Here is a 25,852-nt window from a genome sequence, read left to right as displayed (position 1 = left end):
GTGAATTTGTGAACGATTCTGTTCATGCTTGCAGCCAGACCTGCTGAACCCAGTGCCAGATTGAGTCCCACTCTGACTCGCCGTTGGCGTCAGGCCCCAGGTCTTGCCCATCCCAATACTGGACCTTTCCGTCCGGGTCGATGCAGTAAAAGCCTTCCCCATAAGCGCATACGGGCAATAAATGTCGGGGCATGCCAACGTTCCAGGCCTGTGCGGCGACATCAGGAAGGAAAGTGTGAGAACGTTCATCCGTCACTGTAACCGGCTCAAGCGCTCCGTAAACAACGTCACTGACTTCCAGCAAGTAAACTCGCATGTCTGCTGGTATCGACATGTAAAGCTGCTCTTCAATTTCTACCAGTAAGTCTTCGTCCGGTAATTCCAGTGTCACTGATACGGGTTCATTACACTCGCGTAACTGTTCGATAATGTCTTCCACGAAAGTTTATAGCTCCTTTGTTACTACTCGTTTTTACGACTTAAGGTTTATTGCTATTGGTCTGAGATCGGTTTTCTGAAACGCAGCAAAAACTGGCTGGTTTGCCGGTTTAGCATGGGGTCGAAAATGGATCGCACGGGATTATCTGTTGCGACCTCAAGCAAAGCACTTTCTGCATCCAGAATAAAGCCGGCATCGTTTACCACCGATATTGCAGTATCAGACGGCATTCTGTGCAGGCGGCGATTGTTTAATTCAATCTGCCCGTGATGGTCTATCACGCCCAGTATGCCGCCAGGGCGCAATGTCTGGAAAAGAGTCGCCAATAGCTCACTGGCACGCTGCGGGCTGCTATTGTAATAGTCATGCAGTATTTGTGATAGCAAAATGAAATCAACCGATTCGGGAGCAAGCGACATATCGTCTACTGGGCGATCTATGCGCACAACATTATTTAGGTTCCCGGCTGCAATTTTTTGAGCCAAAGCGTCACTCTGGGTGATATCGCTGCGGTCTTCATCAAACCTGAGTGCCCTGGGAGAATTCTGAGCCAGCACTGTTCCTTCCGGGCCAACAGCCTTTGATAAAACATAAGTGAAATATCCGCCGGCGGCGTAAACATCCAGCGCAGTCATGCCGGGCTCTAGTCGGAGAAACTGAAGTACCTGTAAAGGTTTACGCTGCTCATCCCGCACCCGGTCTGCAATGTCCCGCTCTGTGCTGTTTAAGGTGTCTGCCAGTGAGGCAATGTCGAGTTGCGGTTGTGCCGCGACGGAGTGCATAACCATTGCTGTAAGGGCCAGGACTGGCAGCCATATTCGCTCTTGCATGACCAAGGCCCAATGCCGGTATTTCTCCATAGTCTGTTCTCTTTAGCCGCTGTGAGGTTTCGTTTTCCTGGTTGCTCGCTCATAATAGCGAATTTGTTGCAGTTTTAACCATGAAAGGGGGCGGTATGAGCTTATTGCCAGCTATTATTCGGGAAACAGGGAAAAAAGGCACCATTGATGCTGCCGTTATCTGGCTGCACGGCCTGGGGGCTGATGGCAGTGATTTTCTGCCTGTTATCCCTGAATTGGGGTTGCCGGATGATTTGGCTATACGTTTCATCTTTCCTAACGCGCCGAGTATCCCTGTCACCATTAATCAGGGCTTCCGAATGCCGGCCTGGTATGACATTCGAGAAATGGCCATTGATCGAAAAGTTGATGAGCAGCAACTTCGACAATCAGCTGCTGAAGTCCATAAATTTGTTGATGCGCAAATTGCCGAAGGCGTTGCAGCGGAACGGATCATCCTGGCAGGGTTCTCCCAGGGGGGAGCCGTGGTGTTGGAAGCGGGTCTAAGCTGTGAACACAAACTGGGAGGTGTTTTGTCGCTTTCCAGTTACTTCCCAACGGTTGATTCGGTGATTCCCAGTGATCAAAACCGGGCTCTGCCGGTTCGGGTCTGCCATGGCAATGCTGATCCTGTTGTGCCGGAAAGCCTGGGCAGGAAAGCTGTGGCTGACCTGGAAAGGCTGGGTTATACAGTGGAATACAGTCATTATCCGATGCAGCACGCTGTTTGCCCCCAGGAAATTAACGATATTTCACAATGGCTACAATCCAGGCTTGGCTGATACTTTATCCGGAATATCCAATCCCTCTGGCCATAAGGTAGGCCAGCGGTGGGATAGCCAGGAATATCGCCAGGGCGATTTTTTGCACCCAACCCAGCCACCGTGGCAATTGCGCTGGCAGGGAAGAGCACAACATACATCGTCGAATCGTGACGATCTGAACGACCAGGAGCAGAGCAAAGAGCATAAATATGCCTAGTTTGGCATGAAAGACGGCATTGTTGCTGTAGAATTCAGCGGGTTTGCCAATTGCCAGCCAAAGCGTCAGCCCGCTGGCCAAGGCAAAAAGCAGACAGGCAAGCTTGAGATAATACACCTTAAGTAATTGCGCAGCGGATTGCCGGTCAAACTCTGCTGAGGCAGCTGGCAAAACGATTAAGGTGCCAATGAACATCGCCAGCACTGAGAGAAGATGAAAGCTACTTATGATGGCCTCAGGCATTCTTACGCTCCGCTCTGGCCTAACCAGTTGCTAAATTGGCCTGATCGAATTGCAGCGTGAGTTTCGGTATATCCGCCGACGGACTGTCTGGCGACAAAAACCTGAGGCAATGTGCGGCTGCCGGTCAGTTGTTGCAATTCCTGTCGTAGTCTCCGGTGTTCAGCTTCGATGGCGAATTCACCGCGATCCAGCTCATATTCCTGAAAAGGAACCTTGATTTGCTGTAGAAGCTGTTTGACCGCCTGGCAGTAGCTGCACCAGGAGAGGCTGAAGACGGTCACTGGCGCCTCATGGGAGGTCAGCAGTTCGGCAATGGATAATGGCGGTTGGTTTGGCTGGTGAATATCCTGGTTCATGTTAAATCAGAGGTTCCCTAGCATCAAAATGGCGCTGATTATGGCATAATTCGCTGCTGAATAAGAATGGACTGAATTTTCATTGCGGAAACCGGATAGATGAAAGAGCAAAATACCCGTCTTGACCTCACTTTACTGGATGACCCGTCATTTGCGTCGCTGGGGCTGAGGGAGCGTAAAAAGCTGCTTCGGTTGAAGCGCATCGTCTCGGCTGCCCGGGAATTGTTCATGAAGAAAGGGTTTTCCAGTACAACTATTCAGGATATCGCCGCTGAGGCTGATGTCGGGCTGGGTACCTTATATCTCTATGCAAAGAGCAAGGAAGACTTGCTCGTCATGGTGTTCAAAAGTGACATCATCGGCATGATTGAGGAGTCCTACGCGCAAATCGACCCGGAAGCACCATTCCTGGATCAGTTAATGGTCTTTTTCGAGTGCCACATTCGTTATCACGGACATGATAAGTCGCTATCGCGCACCGTGCTGAAAGAATTGTCTTTTTCGATTACCGAACAGCGTCGGGAAGATATTGATCAAATTACCCGGCGTACCTATGGTAAGTTGATTAAACTGATTGAAGCTGCCAGAAAGTCTGGCAGACTCGAAAAAGACCTGTACACAGGGACTGCTGCCTGGAGTTCATTTGCCTTGTATTATCATCTGTTGCAAGGCTATCTCTGTGATTTTCACGATGAGGCAGAGTTTCGCAAGAGCCTGCGCAACGGGTTGTCTGTCATCTTCTCCTGAAACCTCTGTTACCCGCCAGTTAGCTGTTCTGAAGTATCAATAGCCGCTGTAAACCTTGGGTGATTTTATGCAAACTGGCGCACCAGCTCTGCGCTTCATCGCAATGTTTCCCCTGCTGCTCATTTTATGACTTTCGTCATTTGACTTTGCTTGCAGGAGTGCTACGATCAAAATATGAATGTACTCACTTTTAGCAGGTTCTGAAACTACCGTTCGTTCACTATCAGGCATTCAAAGATGTTGCAGTTTAGCTGAGCGAGCTATTATTCAATGGTCTTTGGTGAGCCAGCTCAGGCACCTTGGGGGATCTATGACTTTGCACAGACATGATAAAAAAAGAACCGTGCGCGGGGCCTTGATAGCCGTCGCTACAGCAGCAGCGCTAACGCTGACGAGTCCGGTTGTGGCAGAAAACAAGCGTGTTGGCGATTTTTCTCTGCTGGACCAGGCTGGTTATTTCCATCACATGGCCTGGTACGATAACCACAAGGCTATCGCGTTCCTGGTTCACGGGGTTGATGAGCCTGATACCCAGGCCGCGTTGAACTCATATTCAGAAATGAAAGCTGCCTATGAAGACCAGGGCATTTTGTTCATGATGATTAACCCGCTTGGCGAGGACAGGGACGCGGTTGCCAGTGATGTCGCTTCGCTTGGTATTGATATGCCTGTCCTGATTGATGATGTGCAGGTAGTCTCAGAGGACATGGGTGTTGAGCATTTTGGTGAGGCGGTCATTTACGACCCCGAAGCATTCACTGTGCTTTATCGTGGTGACGCTGCAGACGGACTGGCATCGGCCCTCGAAGCAGTTGCCAACGATACCGAGGTCCAGCAACCACTGGTTGCCACACAAGGTGCTGCTGTGACTTATACCCAGCGGCCAAATAGCAATCTTTCTTACGAGAACGATGTGGCACCGATCATTGCTGAGAACTGTGCAAGCTGTCACCGTGAAGGTGGCATTGCACCGTTTGCGCTGGATAGCCACGCCATGGTTCAGGGTTGGAGCCCTATGATCCGCGAAGTGCTGATGACCAAGCGAATGCCACCCGGACAGATTGATCCGCATGTTGGTGATTTTGACAACAGCTATGTTGTGCCGTTTGAAGATCAGCGCAAAGTGCTGGACTGGATTGCCGCCGGTTCACAAAAAGATGGCAGCACGGATCCGCTTGCTATGCTGGAATGGCCTGAAACTGACTGGGCATTCGGAGAGCCGGATTACATTATTGACATTCCCGAGCAGGAAGTACCCGCTACCGGTGTTCTGGATTACCGTTACGCGATGATCCCGATTAATCTGCCGGAAGGTGAGGATCGTTATGTGCGTGCCAGTCAGTATTTGCCGGGAGACCGGACGGTTCTGCACCATACCTTGAATGCGTTGTTCCGTCCCGGTGAGCGCCCCAATGGTAATGGTTTTGTGACCCCGCCCGATCCTAATCTGGCACATATTACACCTTACATTCCAGGTGCCGCCCCTGCAGTGGAGAAGCCCAACACAGGAGGGTTGCTGGAGCATGGTTCAACCCTGGCCATCCAGTTGCACTACACTACGACAGGCCGTGAAACGACAGATAACAGCCAGATTGGTTTGTGGTTCTATCCAGAGGATGAAGTGCCAATGGAGCGTCGAACCGGTGAATGTGCCTGCATCTTTACGCCAGGCTGGACCAATATTCCGCCATATGACCCCAACTTTGAACAGCAAACCTCAATCCTGATCCCGGACGATGCATACCTGGAAAGCTTCCTGCCACACATGCATTTCAGGGGTAAATACATGCGTTTCGAAGCGCATCTGCCTGACGGAACAGTTGAGCCGCTGATCAATATCGCTAATTATAACTACAACTGGCAGATGGAATATCGACTGGAAGACCCGATTATGGTGCCCGGTGGGACCCGCATAGTCGTCACAGCTGCTTTCGACAACTCGGAGCAGAACAAGGCCAACCCAGACCCTTCACGATCTGTGCCTTGGGGCGACCAGAGCTGGGATGAAATGTTCTTTGGCCAGGTTTACTACAAGTTTGTGGATCAGAGCCGGTATCACGCAGAGGCGGAATCCAGTGATGTCGAAGCAAATCTGGTAAGTAGTAACCAGTAACCTGATCAGGTCAAAATTTTCAGGCATAAAAAAACCGGGGCTCTCCCGGTTTTTTTATGCCTGTATGATACGTCCACTCACATGCCAGGGAATTGCACTTATCATAATTGCTGGGTCAGCCAGTGAGCGAACTGACGATCTCCTATAAACTGATCATTCAGACTGGCCTGATAGTCGCTGTCTGCTAGCACAAACTGCTGACTTCTGGCTGCAGAGGGCGTCACACCAAACTCTCGTTTAAATATTCGGTTAAAAGAGCTGGGATCATTGAATCCCCATAAGCTGGCAATTTGTGTAATTGACAGATGAGCCATGTTTTTATCAGACAGATTGCTGAGAACCCGGCTTAGTCGCTGTTGGCGTATGTACTGTTGAATACCACCAAGCGGAGCACAAACACGGTAGAGAGTGGATCGTGATATTCGTAACGCCTGGGCTATTGAGTCAGGGGTCAGAGTGTCCCGGTTCAGGTGCTGGTTAATATAGCGTTTGATTGAAATCAGGCTGCCTGCCACGGCAGCGTCAGGGAACGTTTCAAAATCCTGGTGGTTCAGATCCAGTGTTGACGCCAGTAACTCCATAGTAGGTTGCGTTAACGTAGAAGCTTGCGGCAACGTCATTGCTGGCGCCTGTTCATGTAACGACATGAGGTAGCTGCGCAGAATAATGGCTCTGGGTTCCTCCGCCGGAATAATCATGCCGTGCAAAGAGTCTGGATCAGCGACCATCGGCTCCAGTAAAGTGCGTGGAACCCAAAGCGTAAAATTCTTAAGTGCGCTGGTTCTGGAATGTATTTTTCGGGATGCATCCAAAACAAGTATGTCGCCGGGTTGAACCAGAGTACTGCTTTCTGTGTCGCTGAAAAGGCATTTTCCTTGGATGTAAAACTGTACAAGAAAGTGGTCGACGCCATTGCGTGCTGCATCTAGCGGTGAGCGCAACCATGTCGTGGCGACCGTGCTGCAGATCGATGTGATCAGGGAGCCTAGATGATAACTTTCAATATCTGCAAAAAAAGGGGTTGATGCAGTGGGTTTATCCGGCTGGGCGTCAAAAATGAAACGGGTGCTGTCGCGCCAGATTTCGATTTTCTCGTCGTCATTATCCAGTCCTGCGGTTGAAAAAAAAGAATGCTCGACTGTCTGAACTGCTTCGGAAATAGAGGTGCCAGATAGAGTTTGTTGCTCGCCAGTGTGCTCTTTCATGGTGCCACCTTCGAGTGATTTTTTTGGTTGACTGGAATAGTACTGTTTGCCTGTTGGGCAGAGCAATTGGCTCGGCAATAATGATTTGTAACAGACTCGTACAGTTAAATAACGCCTGAATGTGCTATGCTGCATTTCTGGTTTAATTAATAGAGTACTGATATGTCAGGGGTTTTTATGATTTTTCGGCAGATTTTATTGAAATCAGTCATGGTCTTGGTGCTATTGGGTGGAACGGCTGTTAACACCTTCGCACAGCAAGAGGAGAAACTGCCGGTCGGGTTGCAAACAGAGTCGTTTTACAGCCCGGCAGTTGATCGTGAAATGAAGTATGACATTGTACTGCCGCCTGATTATGAAACTTCAGACCGCCGCTATCCAGTGCTTTACTTGCTGCATGGATACATGCAGAACTATACCGTCTGGGGGCGTAACCTGGGTGCAGCTTTCTATGCACGTGATATCGGAGAGCTGATTGTGGTCATGCCTGATGCGGGGAATAGCTGGTATGTGAACTATGCTCAGAGTGAAGCAGGTCAGGTCAATAACTGGGAAGATCACATCATAAAAGATGTCATCGGGCATGTTGATGAAAATTTTCGCACCGAAGCTCGGCGTGAAGGCCGGGCAATAGGTGGCTTGTCGATGGGCGGGTTTGGTGCCATGTCACTGGCACTGCGTCACCCTGAGATGTTTGTTTCGGTTTCGAGCACCAGCGGCGCATTATCGTATGCCCGTGATCGTGCTGCCGATATTGCGGCGGGGGCACCGCCGCCTGCCAGAAGGAGCGCCGAAGACTCGCCAGAGATGGCAAGAGCGGACGCTTTTATTTCCCGTATTATCGATATACCCGGGTTCAGCACACAGGATGAACGTAACCCTGAAGGTACCGATTTCACCACAGTGGCCCAGGCTGAGTCATATGACCCTTTTAAAATCATCTATGAAGTGCCAAAGGCTGAGCTGCCTCATATTTATGTTGATGGCGGTCTTCAGGATGGTCTGCTGAATTCTGCCAGGGAGTTTATTCAGATATTGCTGTTAAATGATGTGCCCTTCGTCTACATGCAGGACCAGGGCCGTCACAATTCAGAGTACTGGCGGCGCTCGGTTGGACACTTCATGAACCTGCAGAATGAGGTGATGCAGCGGGCGCTGGATAATCGACCGTGACTCCCCTTGTGGAGCCTGTATTAAAGATATCGCAACTGGTCAGCCGTGTTAGTGCCAATACGGTGTTGCGAGTTAGCGATTTGACTATTGGACTTGGTCAGCACTGGGTTATCTATGGGCAAAATGGATCCGGTAAGAGCCTTCTTGCCGCATACCTGCTGGGACAACTGCCACTGGGCCGGCACCGTCTCTGGCAGGCGCCGACCTTAAAAGGACGCATAGCATGCGTTTCTTTTGATGAGCAGCAACAGTTAACCGCCGCCGATCGCCGGCATGATATTAGTGAGTACAGTGTCTCCGCGCATGATGAAGGCACTCGGGTATGTGACTTGCTGAGTTTGACTGGTACTCCTGGCAATGATCAAAAGCACTTGATTTCGGCATTGGGTATCGACGATTTACTGGAGCAGGGGATTCGTTTTCTGTCTTCCGGGCAACTGCGCCGTGTCATGATAGCCAGAGCGATCAGCCTTAAGCCCGTTGTGTTAATACTCGATAGTCCCCTGGACAGTATCGATGCGGTCAGTGCTGCCACCATACAAATGACACTGACAAACTGGATGGGGCCTGACAAGGCCTTGATCGAGCTGTCCCGGTCAATCGATGAGTCAGTGCCGGGTTGTACCCACATGGCTTTGATGTCTGATTGCAAGGTGGTGGCGACGGGCTCATTTACAGACATACATCGAAGCAGTCAGTTGCGAGAATTGAGCGGTGCCGTATTACCGGCACCGATGCCAATACCTGAGCCTGATGCTGAAACGTCAATGCACACGCCAGATGAAGTGATCCGGTTAGCAGGAGTCAGTGCCAGCTACGGAACGAAATTGGTGATCGACCGGCTGGATTGGCTTGTGCGCCGAGGTCAGCATGTACTGATCGAAGGCCCGAACGGCTGTGGCAAGTCAACGCTGCTATCTATCCTCACCGGGGAAAACAATTTTGCCTACGGGCAGTCGATCTGGCTGTTTGGGCAACCATGGGGCAGCGGGCAGTCAGTCTGGGATATCAAAAAACATTTCGGGGTTGTGTCGAATCACCTGCACCTGTCTTATGGGAAAGGGTGGTCGGTGCTTGATGTAGTCTGTAGTGGCTTTGCCGACACCATGGGGTTTTATGGTCAGCGTCGAGCCAGTCAGCAGCGTCTGGCCAACGCCTGGCTGAGTGCAGTGCATTCGCAGCACCTTGCCGATAGTGCTTTTGATCAGCTTAGTTTTGGCCAGCAGAAGCTGATCCTGCTGGCCCGTTCGCTGGTGAAAACGCCTCCGTTGCTGATACTTGATGAGCCTTTGGTGGGCCTGGATGACTACCATCGCAGGCTGTTGCTGTCATTGCTGGCGCGAATCGCGCAGCAAAACCATACTCAGCTGCTTTATGTCTCTCACACAGTCAATGAGAGGCCGGCTTTTTTGAACCGGCGACTCACATACCTCGGTGCTGGACGCTGGCAGTCAGCGGATTTAAAGCCTCAAGTCTGAGCCGGTGAATCAATCGTGTTACCAGGGCGCCCCGGCAATACTGCTGTCCCCCGGTACAAACAGGCGTGCCATGTCCGGAGCCTGGTGCAGGCGCGTAATCGTCAACAATACACCTGGAACATCCAGTAAATCATAATCACTGAATTCCAGCCTGCCTGAAATACGAGCTTCACGCATCTGCACGCGACCATCTTCCAGGAACGTCATATACTGATATCGCTCACCATATTCCCCCCAGTTGGCTGAGATCATTTCCTGGCCAACTTGCCCCAGCAGATTATCGACGGGATAAAACCAGCGTTCTCCTGCACTGCCAGCCAGATAGGTGATGATATGCCCTGTCGGGTAGTACCAGGCTTCATTGACCGTCCAGAAACTGTAGGTCGCCGGGTTGCCATTGGGCCACAGCAGTGTATTACCACCCCGTCCCCAGTTATAAGCCATGATCTGGCCATTAGGGTAGTAAACCGTACCTCGACTGCCAGGGCGTTCAATGAATATTTGGCCATTGGGAAAATACCAAGGGGATTCTGCCAAATCCCTTGAGATCAGTCTGCCGTTATCATACCGGTTCTCAAACTGGATCTCTTCATTGAAATGCACCGACTGGCACGCTAGCTGGTTCATGGCAACCAGGTGATTTTGTGTCTCCTGTAACGTCGCCAGATTGTCATGGTTGGCAGGTAAAATAAGGTTGATAGCTGTCATTTTCGCCATCAGCTCCAGCGTGGCACAGGCCGACTGACGCTGATCATTGTCGCTGATGTCAGCCAATGAACTGGCTGAAAAGAGCATAAAAGCAAGCAGCGTAGAGATTCGTAAGTTGTTGATAGTCATGCCGACACCTCCATTTTTTAGCGGCTGGTGCCAGCTTCTCACCCTGCAGCTGAATCCCGCCTGAATGTGGCCTTCTTCGCAAAAATCTGAATTGTCATAAAGCTGTCAAGATCCCCGTCGCACAATAACGCCCCGAAACGGTATGACAACCAAAACCCAAATATCAGAACCGGTATCTATCAAGGAGTGTTCTAGAACATGAATATCAAGTCACTTTTCGGACTTAGCCTTCTGGCAGCAGCTATCACCGCCTGTGATGGTGGTGGTGTGACATTGGCGCCGTCTAACAATGTTGAAAACTCTAATAACACTACTAACAATGGTGGTGATAATGGCGACAGCGGCTCTACTGAAAACCCTTGTGCCAGCTACACGGTTTCTGGTCAGGTTATCCAGGGAGCATTCTCTGGTGGTAATTGCACCTACTCAAACACATTCGTTAGCGACACTCGCCCTCTGACTGAAGATCTGGTGATTAACGCACTGGAAAATGACGGTCTGCATATCTTTGAGGACAGCCTGTTTGTTGGTGAAGATGTTAATGCTAACTCAGTTGCTCAGGGTGTACGTATTCCACAAGACGGTGAAGGTCCCAAGCTGACAATTGGCGCTGGCTCTAAAATCGCTTTCTTTAACTCTGAAGATTATGTGCGTATTTCACGTGGTTCTCGCATTATCGCGGAAGGTACTCGTAACAACCCAATCATTTTCTCCGCGGTTGCAGACCTGCGTGATGGTTCAGCAACTGAGGCAGATCGAGGCCTTTGGGGCGGTATGCAAATTAATGGTAACGGTCTGACTAACAAATGTACCGATGCTGACCGCCAGGCAACAGCTAATAACCCGCATAGCTGCAACGTGACTGCAGAAGGTCGCCCTGCCACATACGGTGGTAACAACAATGCTGAAAACTCTGGTGTTCTGCGCTACGTACAGATTCGTCATGCCGGCTTCGAAGTGGTTGATGGTGATGAGTTGAACGGTCTGACACTGAACGCAGTGGGTTCTGGAACAACACTGGAAAATGTTCAAGTCTATACGACGCAAGACGACGGCTTCGAAATGTTCGGTGGTGCAGTTGATCTGAAAAATGTCGTTGCAGTCAACGTTGGTGACGACTCACTGGACTTTTCAGAGGGCTGGACAGGTGATGTGCAATTTGCACTGATCGTTCAGACTTCTGGTTCTAACCGTTGCATCGAAGCAGATAACACAGGTGATTCTCAGCCTGACAACATTGCGCCTTATACCAAAGGCCGTGTTTCCAATATGACTTGTATCACATCTAACGTTGATACTAACGAAGGCACAGCACCTAGCTCTAAAGGTGATGCTGAAGGTCCTCTGTATCGCGAAGGATCTTACTTCGAACTTTATAACTCCATCATCACTTCAAACGCTGATGGTATGTCCAGCAACGAGTGTCTGGAAGTGACAAGTGATCAGACAATCGCTGGCATGAACTCAGGTATTTCTGCTGCATCAGGCAACATCATTGCTTGTACTGAAGCGTTGAAGAGTTCTGAAATTGACCTGCCTGCTTTCTGGGCTAACGGCAATGCAGTTGTAGAAAATTCTGCCAACCTGCCTGCGAATGTCATCGAAGGTCTGAGTTCCAGCAACAAGACTGCGTATGTCACTGCTTCAAACCTGCAAGACGCCAATGGTGCTGCCATCAATGTTCAGGTGTTCGATGTGACAACACTGGAAGATAGTTTTGCCGCTGACGCTGCCCCTGCAGTCGGAAGTGCTGGTAGCAGCTCCTTCTACGAGTCAGTTGATTTTGTCGGTGCAGTAAAAGCCGGTAACGACTGGGTTTCAGGCTGGACAACTGGCCTGTAAGACAGTCACAGAAGCATTGCAGTAAGTGCTGACCTGGCGGGGGTAAGACCAACATTTTGGGCTTATCCCCGTTCGGGTTATCAAAGCGAACAAAACAGACAGGTTGAGATGATGAAAAATCTGGAAAAGTTGAAGAAACGCAGTCTGGCCAAAGCAGTGGCCCTTGTTGTTGCCGGTAGCGCGGCGATACCCCTCAGTGGACAAGCTCAGGAGAACGACGAAGCGCAGACCGCACCACAAATCGAAGAAGTTGTGGTAATGGGCAGACTTCGTGATGCTGCCAGATCGCTTGTCATGGAAAGAATTGAGCAGCCATTTGCTGCTGAAGTGGTTGGTATTGAACAGATTTCCAGAGCAGGTGACTCTGATGTTGCCATGGCTCTGCGGCGTGTCACGGGTCTGACGCTGGTTGACGGGAAGTATATTTACGTTCGTGGTCTGGGTGAACGATATTCCAGTGCGACACTGAACGGCGCTGAGATTCCTTCACCGGAACTGAGCCGAAATGTTATCCCGATGGATTACATACCAGCTTCGATTCTTGAGTCAGTGAAAATCCACAAGGCGTACTCGGCAGACCAGCCTGCTGCATTTGGTGGTGGTAATGTTGATATTCGCACCAAGGGAACACCAACTGAACTGGTCTTCAATGTGTCAGTGGGTGCTGGCTGGAATACGGAGAATTCAGGTGATGGCCTGACAAACCTGGGTGATCAGGGTGATATGCCTTCTCCTATTATGACAGCAATCAATAAGTACCAGGGCGACATTCGTCCAGCCAATATTACGCGTTTTGAATACCCTTCAGCGACTACACCGACCGCTGAGCAACTGGCTGAAGGCGAGCGCATTAACAAAGAGTTAATGTTATCGTTAAATCGAGACATCAATATTGAATCCGAAACATCACTTGATCCGGATCGCAATGCATCGATTACAGCCGGTAACGCTTTCTTTATTACCGATGATATTACCGTTGGTGCCCTGGCAAATGTATCTGTAGGTGAATCAAGCAGGAACTCTGATCAGTTCGAACAGAACTTCAGTAATCCTGATGAAAGTTACAGAAACATCACACGTACGTTTACCAATGAGAGCATGACCGCAGCATTAAACCTGAGTGTTGACTATCAGGAGCGGCATAGCATTGCGACAAACAGCTATGTGCTGCAGGACGATGAAGATCAATCTTCTCTGGTACTAGGGTTTAACCCTGACTTTCAGCAAGCCAGTGGTCGGCAGCGTAAAACTAACGTAGCCCGGATGGAAAAGCGTGAGCTGGTAGTTAACCAGGTAATTGGTTCGCATCAGTTTGAACGTTATGACCTGGAAGCAATTCCCTACCTGCCGGTGCCTGAGTTTATTACCAGTGTCAACGCTGACTGGTTCTACTCACTGGCGACAGCCAGTACTGAAGTACCAAATGCAAGTTCAGTACAATCAACTAACCTGTTAGACCCGGCAACCAATCAGTTGCTGTCGAGCCAGGTGAACATAGGTTCAACGGCACAGTTCAACTTCCTCAACCTGGAAGATGAAGTGGAAAGCTGGGGATATAAGGTCGATACAGATTTCGATCTGGGCTTTACCAATGGCACGTTAAGCGGTGGTTATACTTATAGCGAGAAAGCACGTGAATACTATGGTTATACGGCTAATATCGTTACCAGTGCAACCGATCGCCTGGGTGATCCCTGGGAAGTATTCGGCGATGACAACCTCTCAGATCCGGAAAATGACTTCTTTTTAAACATGGGGTCTAATTTCGGTACAGAGAGTTATATTGCCGGCGAAACCAAGATGGCTGCCTTTGGCTCTGTTGACGCTTATCTGACAGACAGCTGGCGCGTATCAGGTGGTGTGCGTTGGGAAGATTTCACTCGCGGTGTATTACCTCTGAACCTGCTTGATTTCAAAGGTGACTCACTGCAAGCCATTATGGACCAGTTGCAAGACCCGAATCAGACACTGGCCGTTCGGAATGATGATTTGTACCCTTCTGCTGCGTTGACGTACATCAATGACGGGCTGTTTGGTACCGATAACTTTCAGGTACGGTTGGGTTACGGCCGCACGGTTGTGCGACCTGATCTACGCGAGTTCGCAGACATCCAGTTCATTGATCCTGAGTTGAATGACCGGGTTCAGGGTAACCCAAGCCTGCGTTTTTCGGATGTGGATCACTTGGACCTGCGTACTGAACTGTTCTACGAGAATGGTGATAACCTGACTGTGTCACTGTTCTACAAAGACATTACTAACCCGATTGAACGTGTCGAACGTCCTGGTCCGCAGGATGCACGCTTGCTCAGTTTTGATAACGCACTGTCCGGTGAAGTTTACGGCGTAGAATTTGAAGGCATGAAAAATATCGGTGCCGGATTCTTCTTAAGTGGTAACCTGGTATTGAGTGATTCAGAGCTTCAGTTTGATGCCTCTAGCTCACAAACCAGTCTGACCCGTCGCCTGACAGGTCATTCTGAGTATGTGGTTAACACTCAGTTGGGATATGACTCTGAGAACGGTATGCACTCGGCTTCGCTGCTGTATAACGTGTTTGGCGAACGTGTATTCTTTGGTGGTCGTAACTCGTCACCTGATGCTTTTGAGTCTCCTTTCCATTCATTGGACCTGACTTATTCGTTCTTCCCGACCGATCACATCACGCTGCGTTTGCGAGCGCAGAATATCCTGGATGAGAACCGCGAATTCACCCAGGGTGATGTTGATATCATCGATGTCGAGACCGGGTCTCGTTTGCGTTTTGATCTGCAGTGGAACCTTTAAACGCTTTGTTTAACAGGGTGAGATCGCTACTGGACAATGGACGAATCACAGCGCTGCTGGCAGTTGTATTAACAACTGCCATGCTGGCGCTGTCGGCCGTTCAGCTGTCTGATATTTTCTGGCGACTGATGTTGCCGGTTGCCGCTGTTGAAATCTCCGGAAACAATCTGGTTGAGGTTGATCGTGGTCGTCGTAACGGCGCGGTAGACAATGTTGATCTGGCGAGCGTCAGTGATGCATTGCGTTTCGACAGTCAGACTGATCTGAATAATATTTCTCCGATTAATGCTACAGAAACGCAGCTGGCGCTGGTTCTGCATGGCACTATTGTTGCCAGTGACAATGTACATTCGCGTGCGATCATTTCTTCGCAGGATTCACAATCAGTATTCCGACCCGGTGATGCCATTTCGGACAGCAGTCGCGTTAACCTGATTGCTGTGCATGAAACTTATGTCCTGCTGGATAACCAAGGTGTCACGGAAACGCTGCGCATTATCCCCAACGAAGAAGAGGCCGCTTCTGCTTTAAACACTGGCCAGGCTGAATTAATCGCAAACACGGCTGCATCCGACTCTTCAGCTTTAAGTGAGCTGGCATCCAGGCCCGTTGCCGAATGGCTGCGAATTCGTTTCGTCAATCGTGATGATGGTGTTCAAGGCTTGCAGGTGCGGCATGGCAGCCGTGTCGATATGCTCAGATCAATTGGTATTGAGCTGGGTGATGTTATTACGGCCGTTGATGGCCAATCCATTCAATCTCCGGCCCAACTGGCTGGACTTCAGGAAAAAATGACGACTTCGGGCAGCTTTACGCTGCAGATTCATCGTGCTGGTACGATGATCGATCTGGACGTTAATCCTGAGGCATTTCGTTAAACTTCACTGAGATAAGTCATGTTGAAAAGAACATTCCTGCCCCAACTGTTCCTTGTCGCTGTCATCAAAATGTCATCTGGCGCCACCGTTGCGCAAGAGATTATCACATGGACACCAAACTTCCGTGACAGCGATATTATGGAAGTCATTCGTGTTGTTCAGGATGTGACAGGTAAGACCATGGTGGTTGATCCGCGGGTGACCGGCACCATTACAGTGATGAGCAATCAGGCAGTCGATGCCGATTCCTATTATGATATTTTTCTCAGAGCATTGGACCTGGCGGGGTTTACTGCTGTTGAAACAGAGCCCGGCCTGGTCAGCATTCTCCCCTCTCAGGAAGCGCGATCAGCCGCGTTACCGATTGGTCAGTCTGTACAAGGCGGCCGTGGTCAGAATAGTGGCTATGTCACCGAAACCATTCGGCTGGACAATATCGCTGTCAATGATGTGTTGCCGGTATTACGTCCACTGGTTTCGCAAAGCAATGGACAAATGTCTGCGTTTCCTGACGGTAACATGCTGTTGCTGGTTGATACGGCATCCAATGTTCGCCGCATCCGGGAAGTACTGGCTCAGCTGGACCAGGGCGTAGCGCCAGAAACCGAGATAGTCTCACTCAAGTTTGCAATTGCGACGGACGTGGTCGAACTGGTTCGTGAAATGCAGCAAGGCCGTCGTTCCACCCCTGCTGAAGAAGGCAGCGTCAACCGCCTTGGCATCAATGCCGACCCTCGCACCAACAGTGTACTGATCAGTGGCAGTGCACGTCAGCGTGAACAGTTGCGGACATTGGTTGAGCAACTGGATCGGCCACGGGAACAGACCGGAAATACACGCGTTGTTTACCTGGAGTATGCCAATGCAGAGCGTTTGGCTGGCGTGCTCGGTCAGGTGGTTGAGAATACCTTCAACCTCAACCAGGGCGAAAACAGCGGCGGCAACAACAGTTCTGTTAGGCAGGCCAGTATTGAGGCAGATCCCGATAACAACGCCCTGATTATCACTGCTGACATGGATATCATCGAGTCGCTGATGGATGTCGTACACCGACTGGATATTCAGCGAGCACAAGTGCTGGTTGAAGCGATTATTGTCGAAATCAATGATGATACCGGCCAGAACCTGGGTATCCAGTGGCTGTTTCGGGATGACAGCGGGGCCTTTGCCAGTAGCTTTGAAGCAGGCAATAACCTGACTCAACTGGGTCAGATTGCAGAAGGCGCCTTGAATGAGGATCGTGAGGAGGGCTTAACCAGCCTCGCCGCCGGTTTGGCCGCGACAGCAGGCCAAACGATAGGTATCGGGCGTATCGGCAGCAGCAATGACCTGCTGGCACTGGTCGATATGCTGCAGGCCACTTCGGGTGCCAATATTCTTTCTACTCCAAATATCTTAACAACGGATAATTCAGAAGCGGTTATAACAGTTGGTGAAAATGTACCCTTTGTCACCGGTTCCTATACTGGCGCTAACAGCAACGGTAATGTCGATAATCCGTTCCAGACCATCACACGAGAAAATGTGGGTACTACACTGCGCGTTACCCCTCATGTGAACCAGGGCAATAATGTCGCCCTGGATATCAACCAGGAAATCTCGAGTATTTCCCAGAGAGCGGGCGCAGTGGACCTGATTACCAATGAACGCAAGATAGAAACACGCGTTACCGTAGCGGATGGGGAAATTGTTGTCCTGGGTGGCCTGATTCGCGACAACATTATTCAGAGCGAATCAAAAATACCTCTGTTGGGAGATGTGCCTGGCCTGGGCCGCCTGTTCCGTTCAAATTCCAGTTCAGTGCAAAAAACCAATTTGCTGGTCTTTATCCGTCCGACCATTTTGCGCGATGACCTCGCTTTGCGCGGCGCGACTGCAGAAAAGTACCAGCAGATCCGGAACCAGCAGATCCAGCAACAATCCCAGCGCAACATCCTGCTGGACAGTCTGGATATGCCGGTTTTACCTGAGTGGTCGTCGCAGTTGCCAACGGAAAACAGCAATGATGACACGGGCGCAGAACGTACAGCGGGAGATAACAATGAGTGAGGTAGCCCGACTGCTTCCTTATGATTTTGCCAATAGTCACGGTGTGCTTTTGGACAATGGTGATATTTACTATCGCCGGAGGCCGGATGTGTCATTACTGGCAGAGCTTAACCGGGTGATTAAAACGGATTTTTCCCTTCAGGCAATCAGTGAGCAGGATTTCCAGGCACGGTTGGCCTCGCTTTACCAAAGTGGAGCCGATGCCGCACAGCGTGCTGCTGATGAAATGGGTGACGAAGACGATCTCGCCAGTTTGATGGATGAGATTCCTTCAAATAGTGACCTGTTGTCAGATGCTGATAATGCGCCAGTGATTCGCCTGATTAACGCGCTGCTTGCGCAGGCTGTGCGTGAGAAAGCTTCTGATGTGCATATTGAACCTTTTGAGAACCAGCTGTTTGTTCGCTTTCGTGTAGATGGTGTGCTTCGGGATGTTCTGTCCCCCAAGCCAGAACTGGGCAAAGTGCTGGTTTCGCGATTGAAAGTGATGGCCAAGCTGGATATTGCCGAGAAGCGCCTGCCACAGGATGGCCGCATTCGCGTCAAACTGGCGGGCCATCAGGTGGATATTCGTATGTCGACCATACCGTCGTCATTTGGTGAGCGGGTCGTACTGCGTATTCTTGATCAGTCTGCGGGTCAACTGACCCTGGATCAACTGGATATGCCGGAGGCTGTATATCGGCATTACGCCAATGCCCTGGCCAGGCCACACGGCATTGTTCTGGTTACCGGGCCCACAGGGTCGGGCAAAACCACAACTTTGTATGCCGGATTACAGCAGATCAATGAGCGTCAGCGCAACATTATGACCATCGAAGATCCAGTGGAATATGTGTTGCAGGGTATTGGTCAGACGCAGGTTAACGCGCGTGTGGATATGACGTTTGCGCGAGGGTTGCGGGCTATTTTACGACAGGACCCTGATGTCGTAATGGTTGGTGAAATACGTGACCGGGAGACGGCAGAGATTGCTGTCCAGGCTTCTTTAACGGGTCATTTGGTACTTTCAACGTTGCATACCAATACCGCCATTGGTGCCATGATGAGGCTGCAGGATATGGGGGTGGAGCCCTTCCTTTTAGCCTCAAGTGTGCAGGTCATCATTGCCCAGCGCCTGGTCAGGCGTTTGTGCCAGGCGTGCCGTCAGCCGGTTCACATTGATACGGCTGCCAGCCAATTGACGGGGCTGCCTGAAGGCGAGGTCGTTTATCAGGCGCAAGGCTGCGATGTCTGCAACGGCAGTGGTTATAAAGGACGAACCGGTATTTATGAGGTACTGGTGATCAACGATGATATTCGTCGCATGATCCACCAGGGCGCTGAGGAACAGGAAATGCTTGGCGTACTCCGTCACCAGCATGACAGCATTGAAGCGCATGGCAGGCAGCGGATTTTGTCAGGCGAAACCAGCATTGACGAGGTGCTTCGGGTGAGTGCCTTGCAAGGAGCAGAACATGGGGGCCTATAGTTACCAGGCCCTGGATGCCCAGGGCAAAAAAATCAAAGGTGTTCTTGAGGCGGATACCGACCGCGATGCGCGACAGCAGCTTCGTGCCAAACAGCTTAAACCGATTTCGATCAGCAGTAAAAAGTCAGGTTCAGCAGCGAATACTTCACAGTTTAGCCTGTGGCGCGGGCAAAAGCTCAGTACGGCGCAATTGTCTCTTTTTAGTCGACAGCTGGCTTCCCTGGTCCAGTCTGGTATGCCGCTGGATGAAGCACTGCATATTTGCGCACGTCAAACCACGCAGCACCGCGTGCAGCGTCTGGTCTCTGAGCTGCGGTCGCGGGTGCTGGAAGGTCGTACCCTGGCGCAGGCCATGAGTGAACACCCGCTGGCGTTTAATCGCATGTATTGTGCAATGGTAAAAGCAGGCGAAACTGCCGGACACCTGGGTGAAGTCCTGGAGCGCCTGGCAATTCACACTGAAACCGGACATCAGTCACAGCAGAAATTGCAGAATGCTCTCGTTTATCCCCTGGTGCTGTTTGGTGTCAGTGTTGCTGTTGTGATGCTACTGATGAGTTTTGTGGTGCCCAGGCTGGTGTCACTGTTTTCCGCCTCTGACCGGGTTTTGCCGCCCTTGACCCGTGCCTTGATTACCGTGAGTGAATTTCTGACCAGTACGGGATTCCTGGTGCTTATTCTGTCTCTGGTTGCCATGTGGATGGGCTTTTTATTCTGGTTGAGACAGCCGGGCCAACGGCAGAAATGGCATCGACTGTTACTGAAGATACCTGGTTTAAACAGTTACTGGCGACAAGTGGACAGCACGCGTTTTGCTTCAACCTTATCCATCCTGCTCAACAGTGGCGTACCCTTGCTGGATGCCTTGCGCATCGCTTCCCAGGTATTGGATAACGTAGCACTTCAGGAGCAGGCCGATAATGTGGCAGCCAAGGTGCAGGAGGGGGCAGGTTTTAGCCGGAGCCTGGCACAATCCGCTGCCTTTCCGCCGTTGCTGGTCCAAATGGCAGCCAACGGTGAAGCTAACGGCACCCTGGCTGAACAACTGGGTTATGCGGCCAGTAACCAGGAAAGAGAATTAAATTTACGCATGGCAACGTTGATGACGCTGTTAGAGCCATTAACGATTGTCATTATGGGTGGCGTCGTCACCTTGATCATGCTGGCGGTACTGCTGCCGGTTTTTGATATCAATAGCCTGATTTAAAGTCCTGGGCAGGCGACATGACAGCAATACCAGGCGAATAGATTAGACAAATACATCAGCCAAACACGAGAGAAAACAGGTGAAAGCAATGCAGGTTCAGATGAAACGTCACAGACAGTCCGCTGGCTTCAGTTTGATTGAAATCATGGTAGTCCTGGTAATTATGGGACTGCTGATCAGTATCCTGGCACCCAATGTGCTGGGTCGGGCAGATGAGGCCCGCGTACAGAAAGTATTTGCCGATTTCAGTGCGATCGAAACGTCGCTACGAATGTATCGCCTGGATAATTATGACTACCCCACTAGTGAGCAGGGGTTGAGTGCCTTGATTGAGCGCCCGAGGATGGAGCCGGTTCCCGCTAACTGGAAATCAGATGGTTATCTTGAATCATTGCCTGTCGATCCGTGGGGGCGCGAGTATCTGTATTTGAGTCCTGGGCAGCAGGGCGCTGTGGATATTTTCACCTATGGTGCCGATGGTGTGCGCGGTGGTGAGGGGCAAAACAGCGATTACGGTAACTGGCAGCAACAGGAAAACCTGTAGGGAAGCCCTTGATGTATGACGTCACTCTCAAGCCCTCTCCAGCCACAGCAATGCAAGGGTTCAGCCTGATTGAATTGCTGGTCGTGCTGATGATAGTGGGTTTGATGAGCAGTCTGGTGATCGTTACGCTGCCAGGCGCCGGGAGTACCGGTCGGCCAGGTGAAAAGGAAGCCGGGCAACTGGCTGGGCTGTTTCGTCTTGGCAGCGCTGAGGCGGTGATCCGGGCAACGCCCATGGCGCTGTCTGTCCAGCGTGAAGAGAGCCGCAGTGGCAGGGTTTCTCTGCATTGGCTGACATGGCAGGAAGGTCGCTGGAGTGCGGCTGACATGAAAGTGTTTCCGATACCGGAAAATGTGGATATGCAGTGGCGAAAACCTCAGCAACGGCAGACAGCTGACATGTCCAATATGACTGATATGGTGCCGGATGTAGTATTTTACCCGACAGGAGAAATGACAGATTTCGAGATTCAACTGGGGGATATGACGGTTCAGCTTGATCGTTTCGGAAAGGTTCTGGTCAGCGCGGAAAGCAGTATTAGTGCAACAGGCCCGGGAGTTTAAAGTGATCGTTCGCAGCAGAGCCAGACAGCCGTCGCCGAGGCAATTCAAACTGCACCCATCGTCACCTGGCTTTTCATTAGTGGAAGTGATGGTAGCCATGTTGATTATTGGTATTGCGTTACCGGCGCTGATGTTTCAGCTGGGGACACAGATGGATAGTGCCCAGCGATTACGGGACCAGACCATTGCGGGTTGGGTGGCTCAGGACAGGCTGTTGCAAATGCGTATTGAAGCAGCCTCGGGGAGCCTGTATCGCCCGGGTATTTATAACGGCGTCGAACAACAGGCGGACCGTAACTGGCACTGGCAGATGGAAGTGGCGACGACAGCAGTGCCTGGGCTTTATCGATACGATGTTCAAGTCGCCAGTGCTGAAAACCCGGCTGAATCTCTGGTCACTTTTATGGACTACCTCGCTGCGGTGCCATCAGCTCAGCGTAATATCACTGCAGGGCAGCAGGGGGATACATGAGTTCACGTATGGTGCGAACAGCAGACCAACGTGGTTCACAGGGATTTACCTTGATTGAATTGCTGATCGCTATGTCGTTGACAGCCTTGATCGGTGTCTTGGCAGTACGATTTTTGGGCGCGGCAATGGATGCCGAAGCGCGTTCCGCCACACTGCTCGAGGACGTCAATGCGGTGGAGCAGGTTTGGCAGTTATTGGCCAGTGACCTGGAGCAGATTGCCATGCACACATTGAATCAGCCCGCTGTAGGCAATGATGTGTTTGCCGCCTTGGTCAGCGAACAGTCATCGCCAGCATTGGTGGGAGGCCCTGGACGAAGGGCTGTGCTGGATCAGGCAACCGGGCTGACGGGCGGACTGTTACTGTTTAATCGCCATGGCTGGGATAACCCATTACAGGAAGCCAGGTCTGAGGTGCAGCGGGTGCTTTATCGTCTGGCAGATAACACCTTGATACGTGATTACTGGCAGGAGAATAACCAGCGCTATTCAGCGCCGCCGGAGGGAAGCCTGCATTTGCTGTCCTCTGTGCGTGATATAGAAATCCAGTTCCTGCCTGCATTACCTGATGGTAACTCAGCGTTGAACTGGCGATCTGACTGGCCAGCGGCTGATATGAGCACTGTCACGAAGAGCGACCAGGACTCAGTATCAGAAGAGGAAGCAGGAGATGCACCGCAGATTCTGGATGCACGGCCAAGGGCAGTAGCCATCACTCTGGAAACGGAAGCATTAGGACGCGTGCAGCGATTGTTTGCATTACCTGGTATATAAATGATCGGTAAAATAGCGGATGAATAACCACACTCAACAAATCATGCCTGCTATCGCGTTGGGGCATAAGCGACAGCAAGGCAGCGCCTTGATTCTGGCGATGATGGTTGCCGCCTGGGTGGCCATTATGGCGGTGAATATGGCGGAAGATTTTCGTGTTGACAGTCGCCTGGCAGAGGGGCGCTCTCTGCAATCCCGTACGGCGGGTTACCTGCACGGTGCTGAGTCCCTGGTTGCCGGTGTGTTATGGGCTGATGTGCTGAAGGACCAAAGTGCTGAAGGTGACCGGGTTGATCATGCCGCTGAGGACTGGGCAATGGCCAGTACGACACTGCCGACAGATACAGGGTTTGTTCGGGTTGATTTAAGCGATGCGCAGGGGAAATTCAATATCAACAGTCTGTCCCGCATTGATGAAGATTTCTACGATGCATCACTACCGCTGGTGGAGCGTTTAACCGCAGAGCAGAAAATGTTCATCCGGTTGCTGAGGCTGGTGCAGCCAACCATGACCATGACCCAGGCCCAGCAATTACTTGAAGCAGTGATAGACTGGATTGATGAAGATGATAACGTCAGTGATCAGGGTGGTGCCGAGTCGCTGTATTATACCTCACAAGCCGTGTCGAGGAACCCGGCGAACCGTCTCATTGGTGATCTCAGCGAACTGCAGTCAGTCAGGTATATGAATCGGGACATACTGGCGTTACTGCGCCCTTACCTGGTCGCACTGCCTGCGGTGACGCCGGTGAATATCAATACGGCACTTCCCCTTGTCTTACAGGCCATGAATAGTGACAGCACCCTGGAGCCTGCCAGTGATGCATACCGATTGTCACTGCAGCGTTCCCGCGAAGAGTCGCCGTTCGGAACCGTCGCAGAGGCACTGAGCAACGCCGGTTTTCAGGAGGCGGTCGAGCTGTCGAATGCGTTGTCCGTTAACAGCCATTACTTTATGGCGCAGGTTGATTTAGAAGCCGGGCAACAGCAACGGCATGCCAGCTTATTGTTTTACCGTAATGACAGTGGTGTTTCGGTTGTCCGGAAACAACGCAGTCAGTTTTGCTGCCGCGCCAACGACGCGGTAAGGAATCCAATGTGAAAGTCAGTTCAGCGATCATAAAACCATTGCACCGTGATGAGTCAGGTGCCAGTTATCTCTGGCAATGCCTGGACAATAACAATCGGGCAGTGGGGGATGTTAAAACCGGTACAGCCAGGCAGATTGGTCAATATCTGAATGGCAAAGCGGGCATATTGCTTTTCGATGCCAGTGATGTAGTCGACAGCCGTGTCAAGGTCTCACAAAAACAACAAAAACAGCTCTCACAACTGTTGGCATTTGAGATTGAGCCGCAGCTTGCCAGCGATATTACGCAACTGCATATTGCTGGGCATGTGGTGGCAGGTGAAGACGTTGCCGTCGCCCACCTCGACCGCTCCTTGATGGTGGCAGCTGTTAATGATCTGGAGGCTGCCGGTGTTGCGATAAAACACTGCTACAGTGAGGGACACTTGTTAAATGCCCGGCCCGATCATTGGTTGCTGGTGCATAATCCGGTAACGGATGCTCTGACCTGTTGCTGGGGAGAGAACCGCTACTGTGCAGTAAAATCATCCCAGGCAACTATGTTAATCGACACCTTGCTCAGTGGCTGCGAACAACCGGGAAATATATCTGTGTTGACCACTTCGACTGAGGACGCGGTGCCCATCAAAGCAATGCTCGACCAGAAAACGACAGCAAGGATTCAGCTGGAAACCGGAGAGCATGTAAGCTGGCAATGGATGTCACTGGAGGAGCCGGTCCGCGCTGTCGACCTGCGCCAGGGAGAATTTCAGGCGCCGGTTCGATGGGGGCAAAAAATCGGCTGGCTACGTATGCCTGCGCTGGCCGCAGCATTGGCATTGACGACGTATATTGTTGCTACTGCCTTGTCGACGTATCAGGCGAATCGACAGTTTGAGGCATTACAGCTGGCCATTGAAGACAGTTATCGCCAGGCAATGCCACAAGGAGTCCTGGTTGATGCAGCACAACAGCTTCGCAGCCAGTTGGCGCAATTGACAGGCAGCCCGGAAGGTGCAGGGTTGTTATCAATACTGGATCAGGTGGCACCTGCCCTTGCGGACATCCAAGGTATCAGGGTACAGCGTCTTAACTACAGCGCAGGTCGGCAAGAGTTGAGCCTGTCAGTCAGTGCACTGAGTAACGAAGACATTCTTTCGTTCAACGACGCACTGAATGCAGCGGGCCTGAATGCCAGAACACAAAATATCACGCGACAAGGGGAAAGCCACCTCGCGCAATTTGTCATTTTTGCAACGGGGGTATCATGAGAGGTTTAATAGGCAAGAGATTGCAAGACTGGTATCAGGCACGCCCTGCCCGGGAACAATGGTTACTGGCTGCCGGTCTGCTGGTCATTGTCGCCTGGGCAATCTGGTTTGGCGTTATTAGCCCGCTGCATCAGGCAAACAGCCTGGCACACTCTCGAGTGTCCGCTGCGCAGCAATCGTTGCTGGAAGTGCGTGAGCTGAGCCAGCAACTGATTGCTGCCAGATCACAGCAACCGGCGTCAAGCGGGCGGCAGAGTGGTGGTCTGGCCCAATGGGTTTACCGGACGTCAGAGCAGAATAATGTGGCACTGGCTTCTCTGGATTTGTCAGCAGATGGTATGTCAGCCAACCTCAGGACAGAAACCCTGAGCCTTAGGGATGCATTGGAGTGGCTGTACGACATGGAGTCAGAGAGCCTGGCCAGGATTGATAATGTGGCATTGAATCCAGTAGCAGAAACCGACATGGATAATGCGGTTGTTGCGGCACTGAGTTTGCGCTGGCGCTAGTGAATA

24 protein-coding genes are annotated in these 25,852 nt (G+C 51.2%); 18 read left to right on the top strand and 6 right to left on the bottom strand.

Features of this window, described 5'->3' with window-relative positions:
* Window positions 1–22: 22 nt before the first annotated feature.
* Window positions 23–439, bottom strand: a complete 417-nt coding sequence (locus PSCS_RS03785) for an SMI1/KNR4 family protein (RefSeq protein ID WP_068810464.1) — start codon at window positions 437–439, stop codon at window positions 23–25.
* Window positions 440–492: 53 nt separating this feature from the next.
* On the bottom strand, window positions 493–1,221 hold the full coding sequence (locus tag PSCS_RS03780) for a class I SAM-dependent methyltransferase (RefSeq protein WP_157885612.1): 729 nt from the start codon (window positions 1,219–1,221) through the stop codon (window positions 493–495).
* A 173-nt stretch (window positions 1,222–1,394) separates the two neighbouring features.
* Between PSCS_RS03780 and PSCS_RS03775 the strand changes: the two genes are divergently transcribed.
* The gene (locus PSCS_RS03775) at window positions 1,395–2,060 is read left to right on the top strand and encodes an alpha/beta hydrolase (RefSeq protein WP_068810462.1); all 666 of its coding nucleotides are present in this window, start codon (window positions 1,395–1,397) and stop codon (window positions 2,058–2,060) included.
* A gap of 4 nt (window positions 2,061–2,064) precedes the next feature.
* Here the strand turns inward: PSCS_RS03775 and PSCS_RS03770 are convergent, their stop codons facing one another.
* Window positions 2,065–2,502 (bottom strand): DUF2214 family protein, encoded by a 438-nt coding sequence (locus PSCS_RS03770; RefSeq protein ID WP_068810461.1) that lies wholly within the window; start codon window positions 2,500–2,502, stop codon window positions 2,065–2,067.
* A gap of 2 nt (window positions 2,503–2,504) precedes the next feature.
* Window positions 2,505–2,858, bottom strand: a complete 354-nt coding sequence (locus PSCS_RS03765; protein ID WP_068810460.1) for a glutaredoxin domain-containing protein — start codon at window positions 2,856–2,858, stop codon at window positions 2,505–2,507.
* A gap of 99 nt (window positions 2,859–2,957) precedes the next feature.
* Between PSCS_RS03765 and PSCS_RS03760 the strand changes: the two genes are divergently transcribed.
* Window positions 2,958–3,605: a TetR/AcrR family transcriptional regulator gene (locus tag PSCS_RS03760; RefSeq protein ID WP_068810459.1), complete on the top strand. Its 648-nt coding sequence runs from the start codon at window positions 2,958–2,960 to the stop codon at window positions 3,603–3,605.
* Between the two features lie 310 nt (window positions 3,606–3,915).
* A complete protein-coding gene (locus PSCS_RS03755) occupies window positions 3,916–5,718 on the top strand; it encodes a thioredoxin domain-containing protein (RefSeq protein WP_068810458.1) in 1,803 nt (600 codons plus the stop codon).
* A 101-nt stretch (window positions 5,719–5,819) separates the two neighbouring features.
* Here the strand turns inward: PSCS_RS03755 and PSCS_RS03750 are convergent, their stop codons facing one another.
* The gene (locus tag PSCS_RS03750; protein ID WP_068810457.1) at window positions 5,820–6,923 is read right to left on the bottom strand and encodes a helix-turn-helix domain-containing protein; all 1,104 of its coding nucleotides are present in this window, start codon (window positions 6,921–6,923) and stop codon (window positions 5,820–5,822) included.
* A 177-nt stretch (window positions 6,924–7,100) separates the two neighbouring features.
* On the opposite strand from PSCS_RS03750, the gene PSCS_RS03745 reads away from it, so the two are divergent.
* Window positions 7,101–8,096: an alpha/beta hydrolase gene (locus PSCS_RS03745; RefSeq protein WP_068810456.1), complete on the top strand. Its 996-nt coding sequence runs from the start codon at window positions 7,101–7,103 to the stop codon at window positions 8,094–8,096.
* Window positions 8,093–9,574, top strand: coding sequence for an ATP-binding cassette domain-containing protein (locus PSCS_RS03740; protein ID WP_068810455.1), 1,482 nt, complete (start codon window positions 8,093–8,095; stop codon window positions 9,572–9,574). Before PSCS_RS03745 ends, PSCS_RS03740 begins: the two co-directional genes overlap by 4 nt.
* Before the next feature lie 18 nt (window positions 9,575–9,592).
* Here the strand turns inward: PSCS_RS03740 and PSCS_RS03735 are convergent, their stop codons facing one another.
* Entirely contained in the window at window positions 9,593–10,411 is an 819-nt protein-coding gene (locus PSCS_RS03735; protein ID WP_068810454.1) for a hypothetical protein, read from the bottom strand.
* A gap of 198 nt (window positions 10,412–10,609) precedes the next feature.
* Between PSCS_RS03735 and PSCS_RS03730 the strand changes: the two genes are divergently transcribed.
* The 13 genes from PSCS_RS03730 to gspM all read left to right on the top strand — a co-directional run bounded on the left by PSCS_RS03730 (window position 10,610) and on the right by gspM (window position 25,846).
* Window positions 10,610–12,253, top strand: coding sequence for a hypothetical protein (locus PSCS_RS03730; RefSeq protein WP_068810453.1), 1,644 nt, complete (start codon window positions 10,610–10,612; stop codon window positions 12,251–12,253).
* 108 nt (window positions 12,254–12,361) lie between these two features.
* Complete coding sequence (locus PSCS_RS03725; RefSeq protein ID WP_068810452.1) at window positions 12,362–15,040, top strand: TonB-dependent receptor domain-containing protein; 2,679 nt, start codon at window positions 12,362–12,364, stop codon at window positions 15,038–15,040.
* A gap of 17 nt (window positions 15,041–15,057) precedes the next feature.
* Window positions 15,058–15,918, top strand: coding sequence for a type II secretion system protein N (locus PSCS_RS03720; protein ID WP_068810451.1), 861 nt, complete (start codon window positions 15,058–15,060; stop codon window positions 15,916–15,918).
* An 18-nt stretch (window positions 15,919–15,936) separates the two neighbouring features.
* Window positions 15,937–17,967 (top strand): type II secretion system secretin GspD, encoded by a 2,031-nt coding sequence (gene gspD / locus PSCS_RS03715; RefSeq protein ID WP_068810450.1) that lies wholly within the window; start codon window positions 15,937–15,939, stop codon window positions 17,965–17,967.
* Complete coding sequence (gene gspE / locus PSCS_RS03710; protein WP_188619146.1) at window positions 17,960–19,438, top strand: type II secretion system ATPase GspE; 1,479 nt, start codon at window positions 17,960–17,962, stop codon at window positions 19,436–19,438. Before gspD ends, gspE begins: the two co-directional genes overlap by 8 nt.
* Window positions 19,425–20,645: a type II secretion system inner membrane protein GspF gene (gene gspF, locus PSCS_RS03705; protein WP_068810449.1), complete on the top strand. Its 1,221-nt coding sequence runs from the start codon at window positions 19,425–19,427 to the stop codon at window positions 20,643–20,645. The genes gspE and gspF overlap by 14 nt, the downstream gene beginning before the upstream one ends.
* Window positions 20,646–20,733: 88 nt before the next feature.
* Window positions 20,734–21,189, top strand: coding sequence for a type II secretion system major pseudopilin GspG (gspG, locus tag PSCS_RS03700; protein WP_269801321.1), 456 nt, complete (start codon window positions 20,734–20,736; stop codon window positions 21,187–21,189).
* Window positions 21,190–21,200: 11 nt separating this feature from the next.
* Window positions 21,201–21,752, top strand: coding sequence for a GspH/FimT family pseudopilin (locus tag PSCS_RS03695; protein WP_068810448.1), 552 nt, complete (start codon window positions 21,201–21,203; stop codon window positions 21,750–21,752).
* A gap of 1 nt (window position 21,753) precedes the next feature.
* Window positions 21,754–22,224, top strand: a complete 471-nt coding sequence (gspI, locus tag PSCS_RS03690) for a type II secretion system minor pseudopilin GspI (protein WP_068810447.1) — start codon at window positions 21,754–21,756, stop codon at window positions 22,222–22,224.
* Window positions 22,221–22,997, top strand: coding sequence for a type II secretion system protein GspJ (locus tag PSCS_RS03685; protein ID WP_068810446.1), 777 nt, complete (start codon window positions 22,221–22,223; stop codon window positions 22,995–22,997). The genes gspI and PSCS_RS03685 overlap by 4 nt, the downstream gene beginning before the upstream one ends.
* A gap of 19 nt (window positions 22,998–23,016) precedes the next feature.
* Window positions 23,017–24,099 carry a type II secretion system minor pseudopilin GspK gene (gene gspK, locus PSCS_RS03680; RefSeq protein ID WP_068810445.1) on the top strand — a complete coding sequence of 361 codons (1,083 nt, stop codon included), beginning with the start codon at window positions 23,017–23,019 and terminating at the stop codon, window positions 24,097–24,099.
* Complete coding sequence (gene gspL, locus PSCS_RS03675) at window positions 24,096–25,337, top strand: type II secretion system protein GspL (protein WP_068810444.1); 1,242 nt, start codon at window positions 24,096–24,098, stop codon at window positions 25,335–25,337. Before gspK ends, gspL begins: the two co-directional genes overlap by 4 nt.
* A complete protein-coding gene (gene gspM, locus PSCS_RS03670) occupies window positions 25,334–25,846 on the top strand; it encodes a type II secretion system protein GspM (protein WP_068810443.1) in 513 nt (170 codons plus the stop codon). The genes gspL and gspM overlap by 4 nt, the downstream gene beginning before the upstream one ends.
* The last annotated feature ends 6 nt before the right edge of the window (window positions 25,847–25,852 follow it).

This window comes from Pseudohongiella nitratireducens (assembly GCF_001642735.1).
In the GTDB taxonomy this organism is placed as follows: domain Bacteria; phylum Pseudomonadota; class Gammaproteobacteria; order Pseudomonadales; family Pseudohongiellaceae; genus Pseudohongiella; species Pseudohongiella nitratireducens.
This window is presented reverse-complemented; position numbering and strand designations above follow the sequence as displayed.

What these genes read in the sequence shown, in the direction of transcription:
- PSCS_RS03780 (WP_157885612.1), bottom strand. Translation starts at nt 1,221, where the DNA reads ATGCACTCCGTCGCGGCACAACCGCAACTCGACATTGCCTCACTGGCA.
- PSCS_RS03775 (WP_068810462.1), top strand. Translation starts at nt 1,395, where the DNA reads ATGAGCTTATTGCCAGCTATTATTCGGGAAACAGGGAAAAAAGGCACC.
- PSCS_RS03770 (WP_068810461.1), bottom strand. Translation starts at nt 2,502, where the DNA reads ATGCCTGAGGCCATCATAAGTAGCTTTCATCTTCTCTCAGTGCTGGCG.
- PSCS_RS03765 (WP_068810460.1), bottom strand. Translation starts at nt 2,858, where the DNA reads ATGAACCAGGATATTCACCAGCCAAACCAACCGCCATTATCCATTGCC.
- PSCS_RS03760 (WP_068810459.1), top strand. Translation starts at nt 2,958, where the DNA reads ATGAAAGAGCAAAATACCCGTCTTGACCTCACTTTACTGGATGACCCG.
- PSCS_RS03755 (WP_068810458.1), top strand. Translation starts at nt 3,916, where the DNA reads ATGACTTTGCACAGACATGATAAAAAAAGAACCGTGCGCGGGGCCTTG.
- PSCS_RS03750 (WP_068810457.1), bottom strand. Translation starts at nt 6,923, where the DNA reads ATGAAAGAGCACACTGGCGAGCAACAAACTCTATCTGGCACCTCTATT.
- PSCS_RS03745 (WP_068810456.1), top strand. Translation starts at nt 7,101, where the DNA reads ATGATTTTTCGGCAGATTTTATTGAAATCAGTCATGGTCTTGGTGCTA.
- PSCS_RS03735 (WP_068810454.1), bottom strand. Translation starts at nt 10,411, where the DNA reads ATGACTATCAACAACTTACGAATCTCTACGCTGCTTGCTTTTATGCTC.
- PSCS_RS03730 (WP_068810453.1), top strand. Translation starts at nt 10,610, where the DNA reads ATGAATATCAAGTCACTTTTCGGACTTAGCCTTCTGGCAGCAGCTATC.
- PSCS_RS03725 (WP_068810452.1), top strand. Translation starts at nt 12,362, where the DNA reads ATGATGAAAAATCTGGAAAAGTTGAAGAAACGCAGTCTGGCCAAAGCA.
- gspD (WP_068810450.1), top strand. Translation starts at nt 15,937, where the DNA reads ATGTTGAAAAGAACATTCCTGCCCCAACTGTTCCTTGTCGCTGTCATC.
- gspE (WP_188619146.1), top strand. Translation starts at nt 17,960, where the DNA reads ATGAGTGAGGTAGCCCGACTGCTTCCTTATGATTTTGCCAATAGTCAC.
- gspF (WP_068810449.1), top strand. Translation starts at nt 19,425, where the DNA reads ATGGGGGCCTATAGTTACCAGGCCCTGGATGCCCAGGGCAAAAAAATC.
- gspG (WP_269801321.1), top strand. Translation starts at nt 20,734, where the DNA reads ATGCAGGTTCAGATGAAACGTCACAGACAGTCCGCTGGCTTCAGTTTG.
- PSCS_RS03695 (WP_068810448.1), top strand. Translation starts at nt 21,201, where the DNA reads ATGTATGACGTCACTCTCAAGCCCTCTCCAGCCACAGCAATGCAAGGG.
- PSCS_RS03685 (WP_068810446.1), top strand. Translation starts at nt 22,221, where the DNA reads ATGAGTTCACGTATGGTGCGAACAGCAGACCAACGTGGTTCACAGGGA.
- gspK (WP_068810445.1), top strand. Translation starts at nt 23,017, where the DNA reads ATGAATAACCACACTCAACAAATCATGCCTGCTATCGCGTTGGGGCAT.
- gspM (WP_068810443.1), top strand. Translation starts at nt 25,334, where the DNA reads ATGAGAGGTTTAATAGGCAAGAGATTGCAAGACTGGTATCAGGCACGC.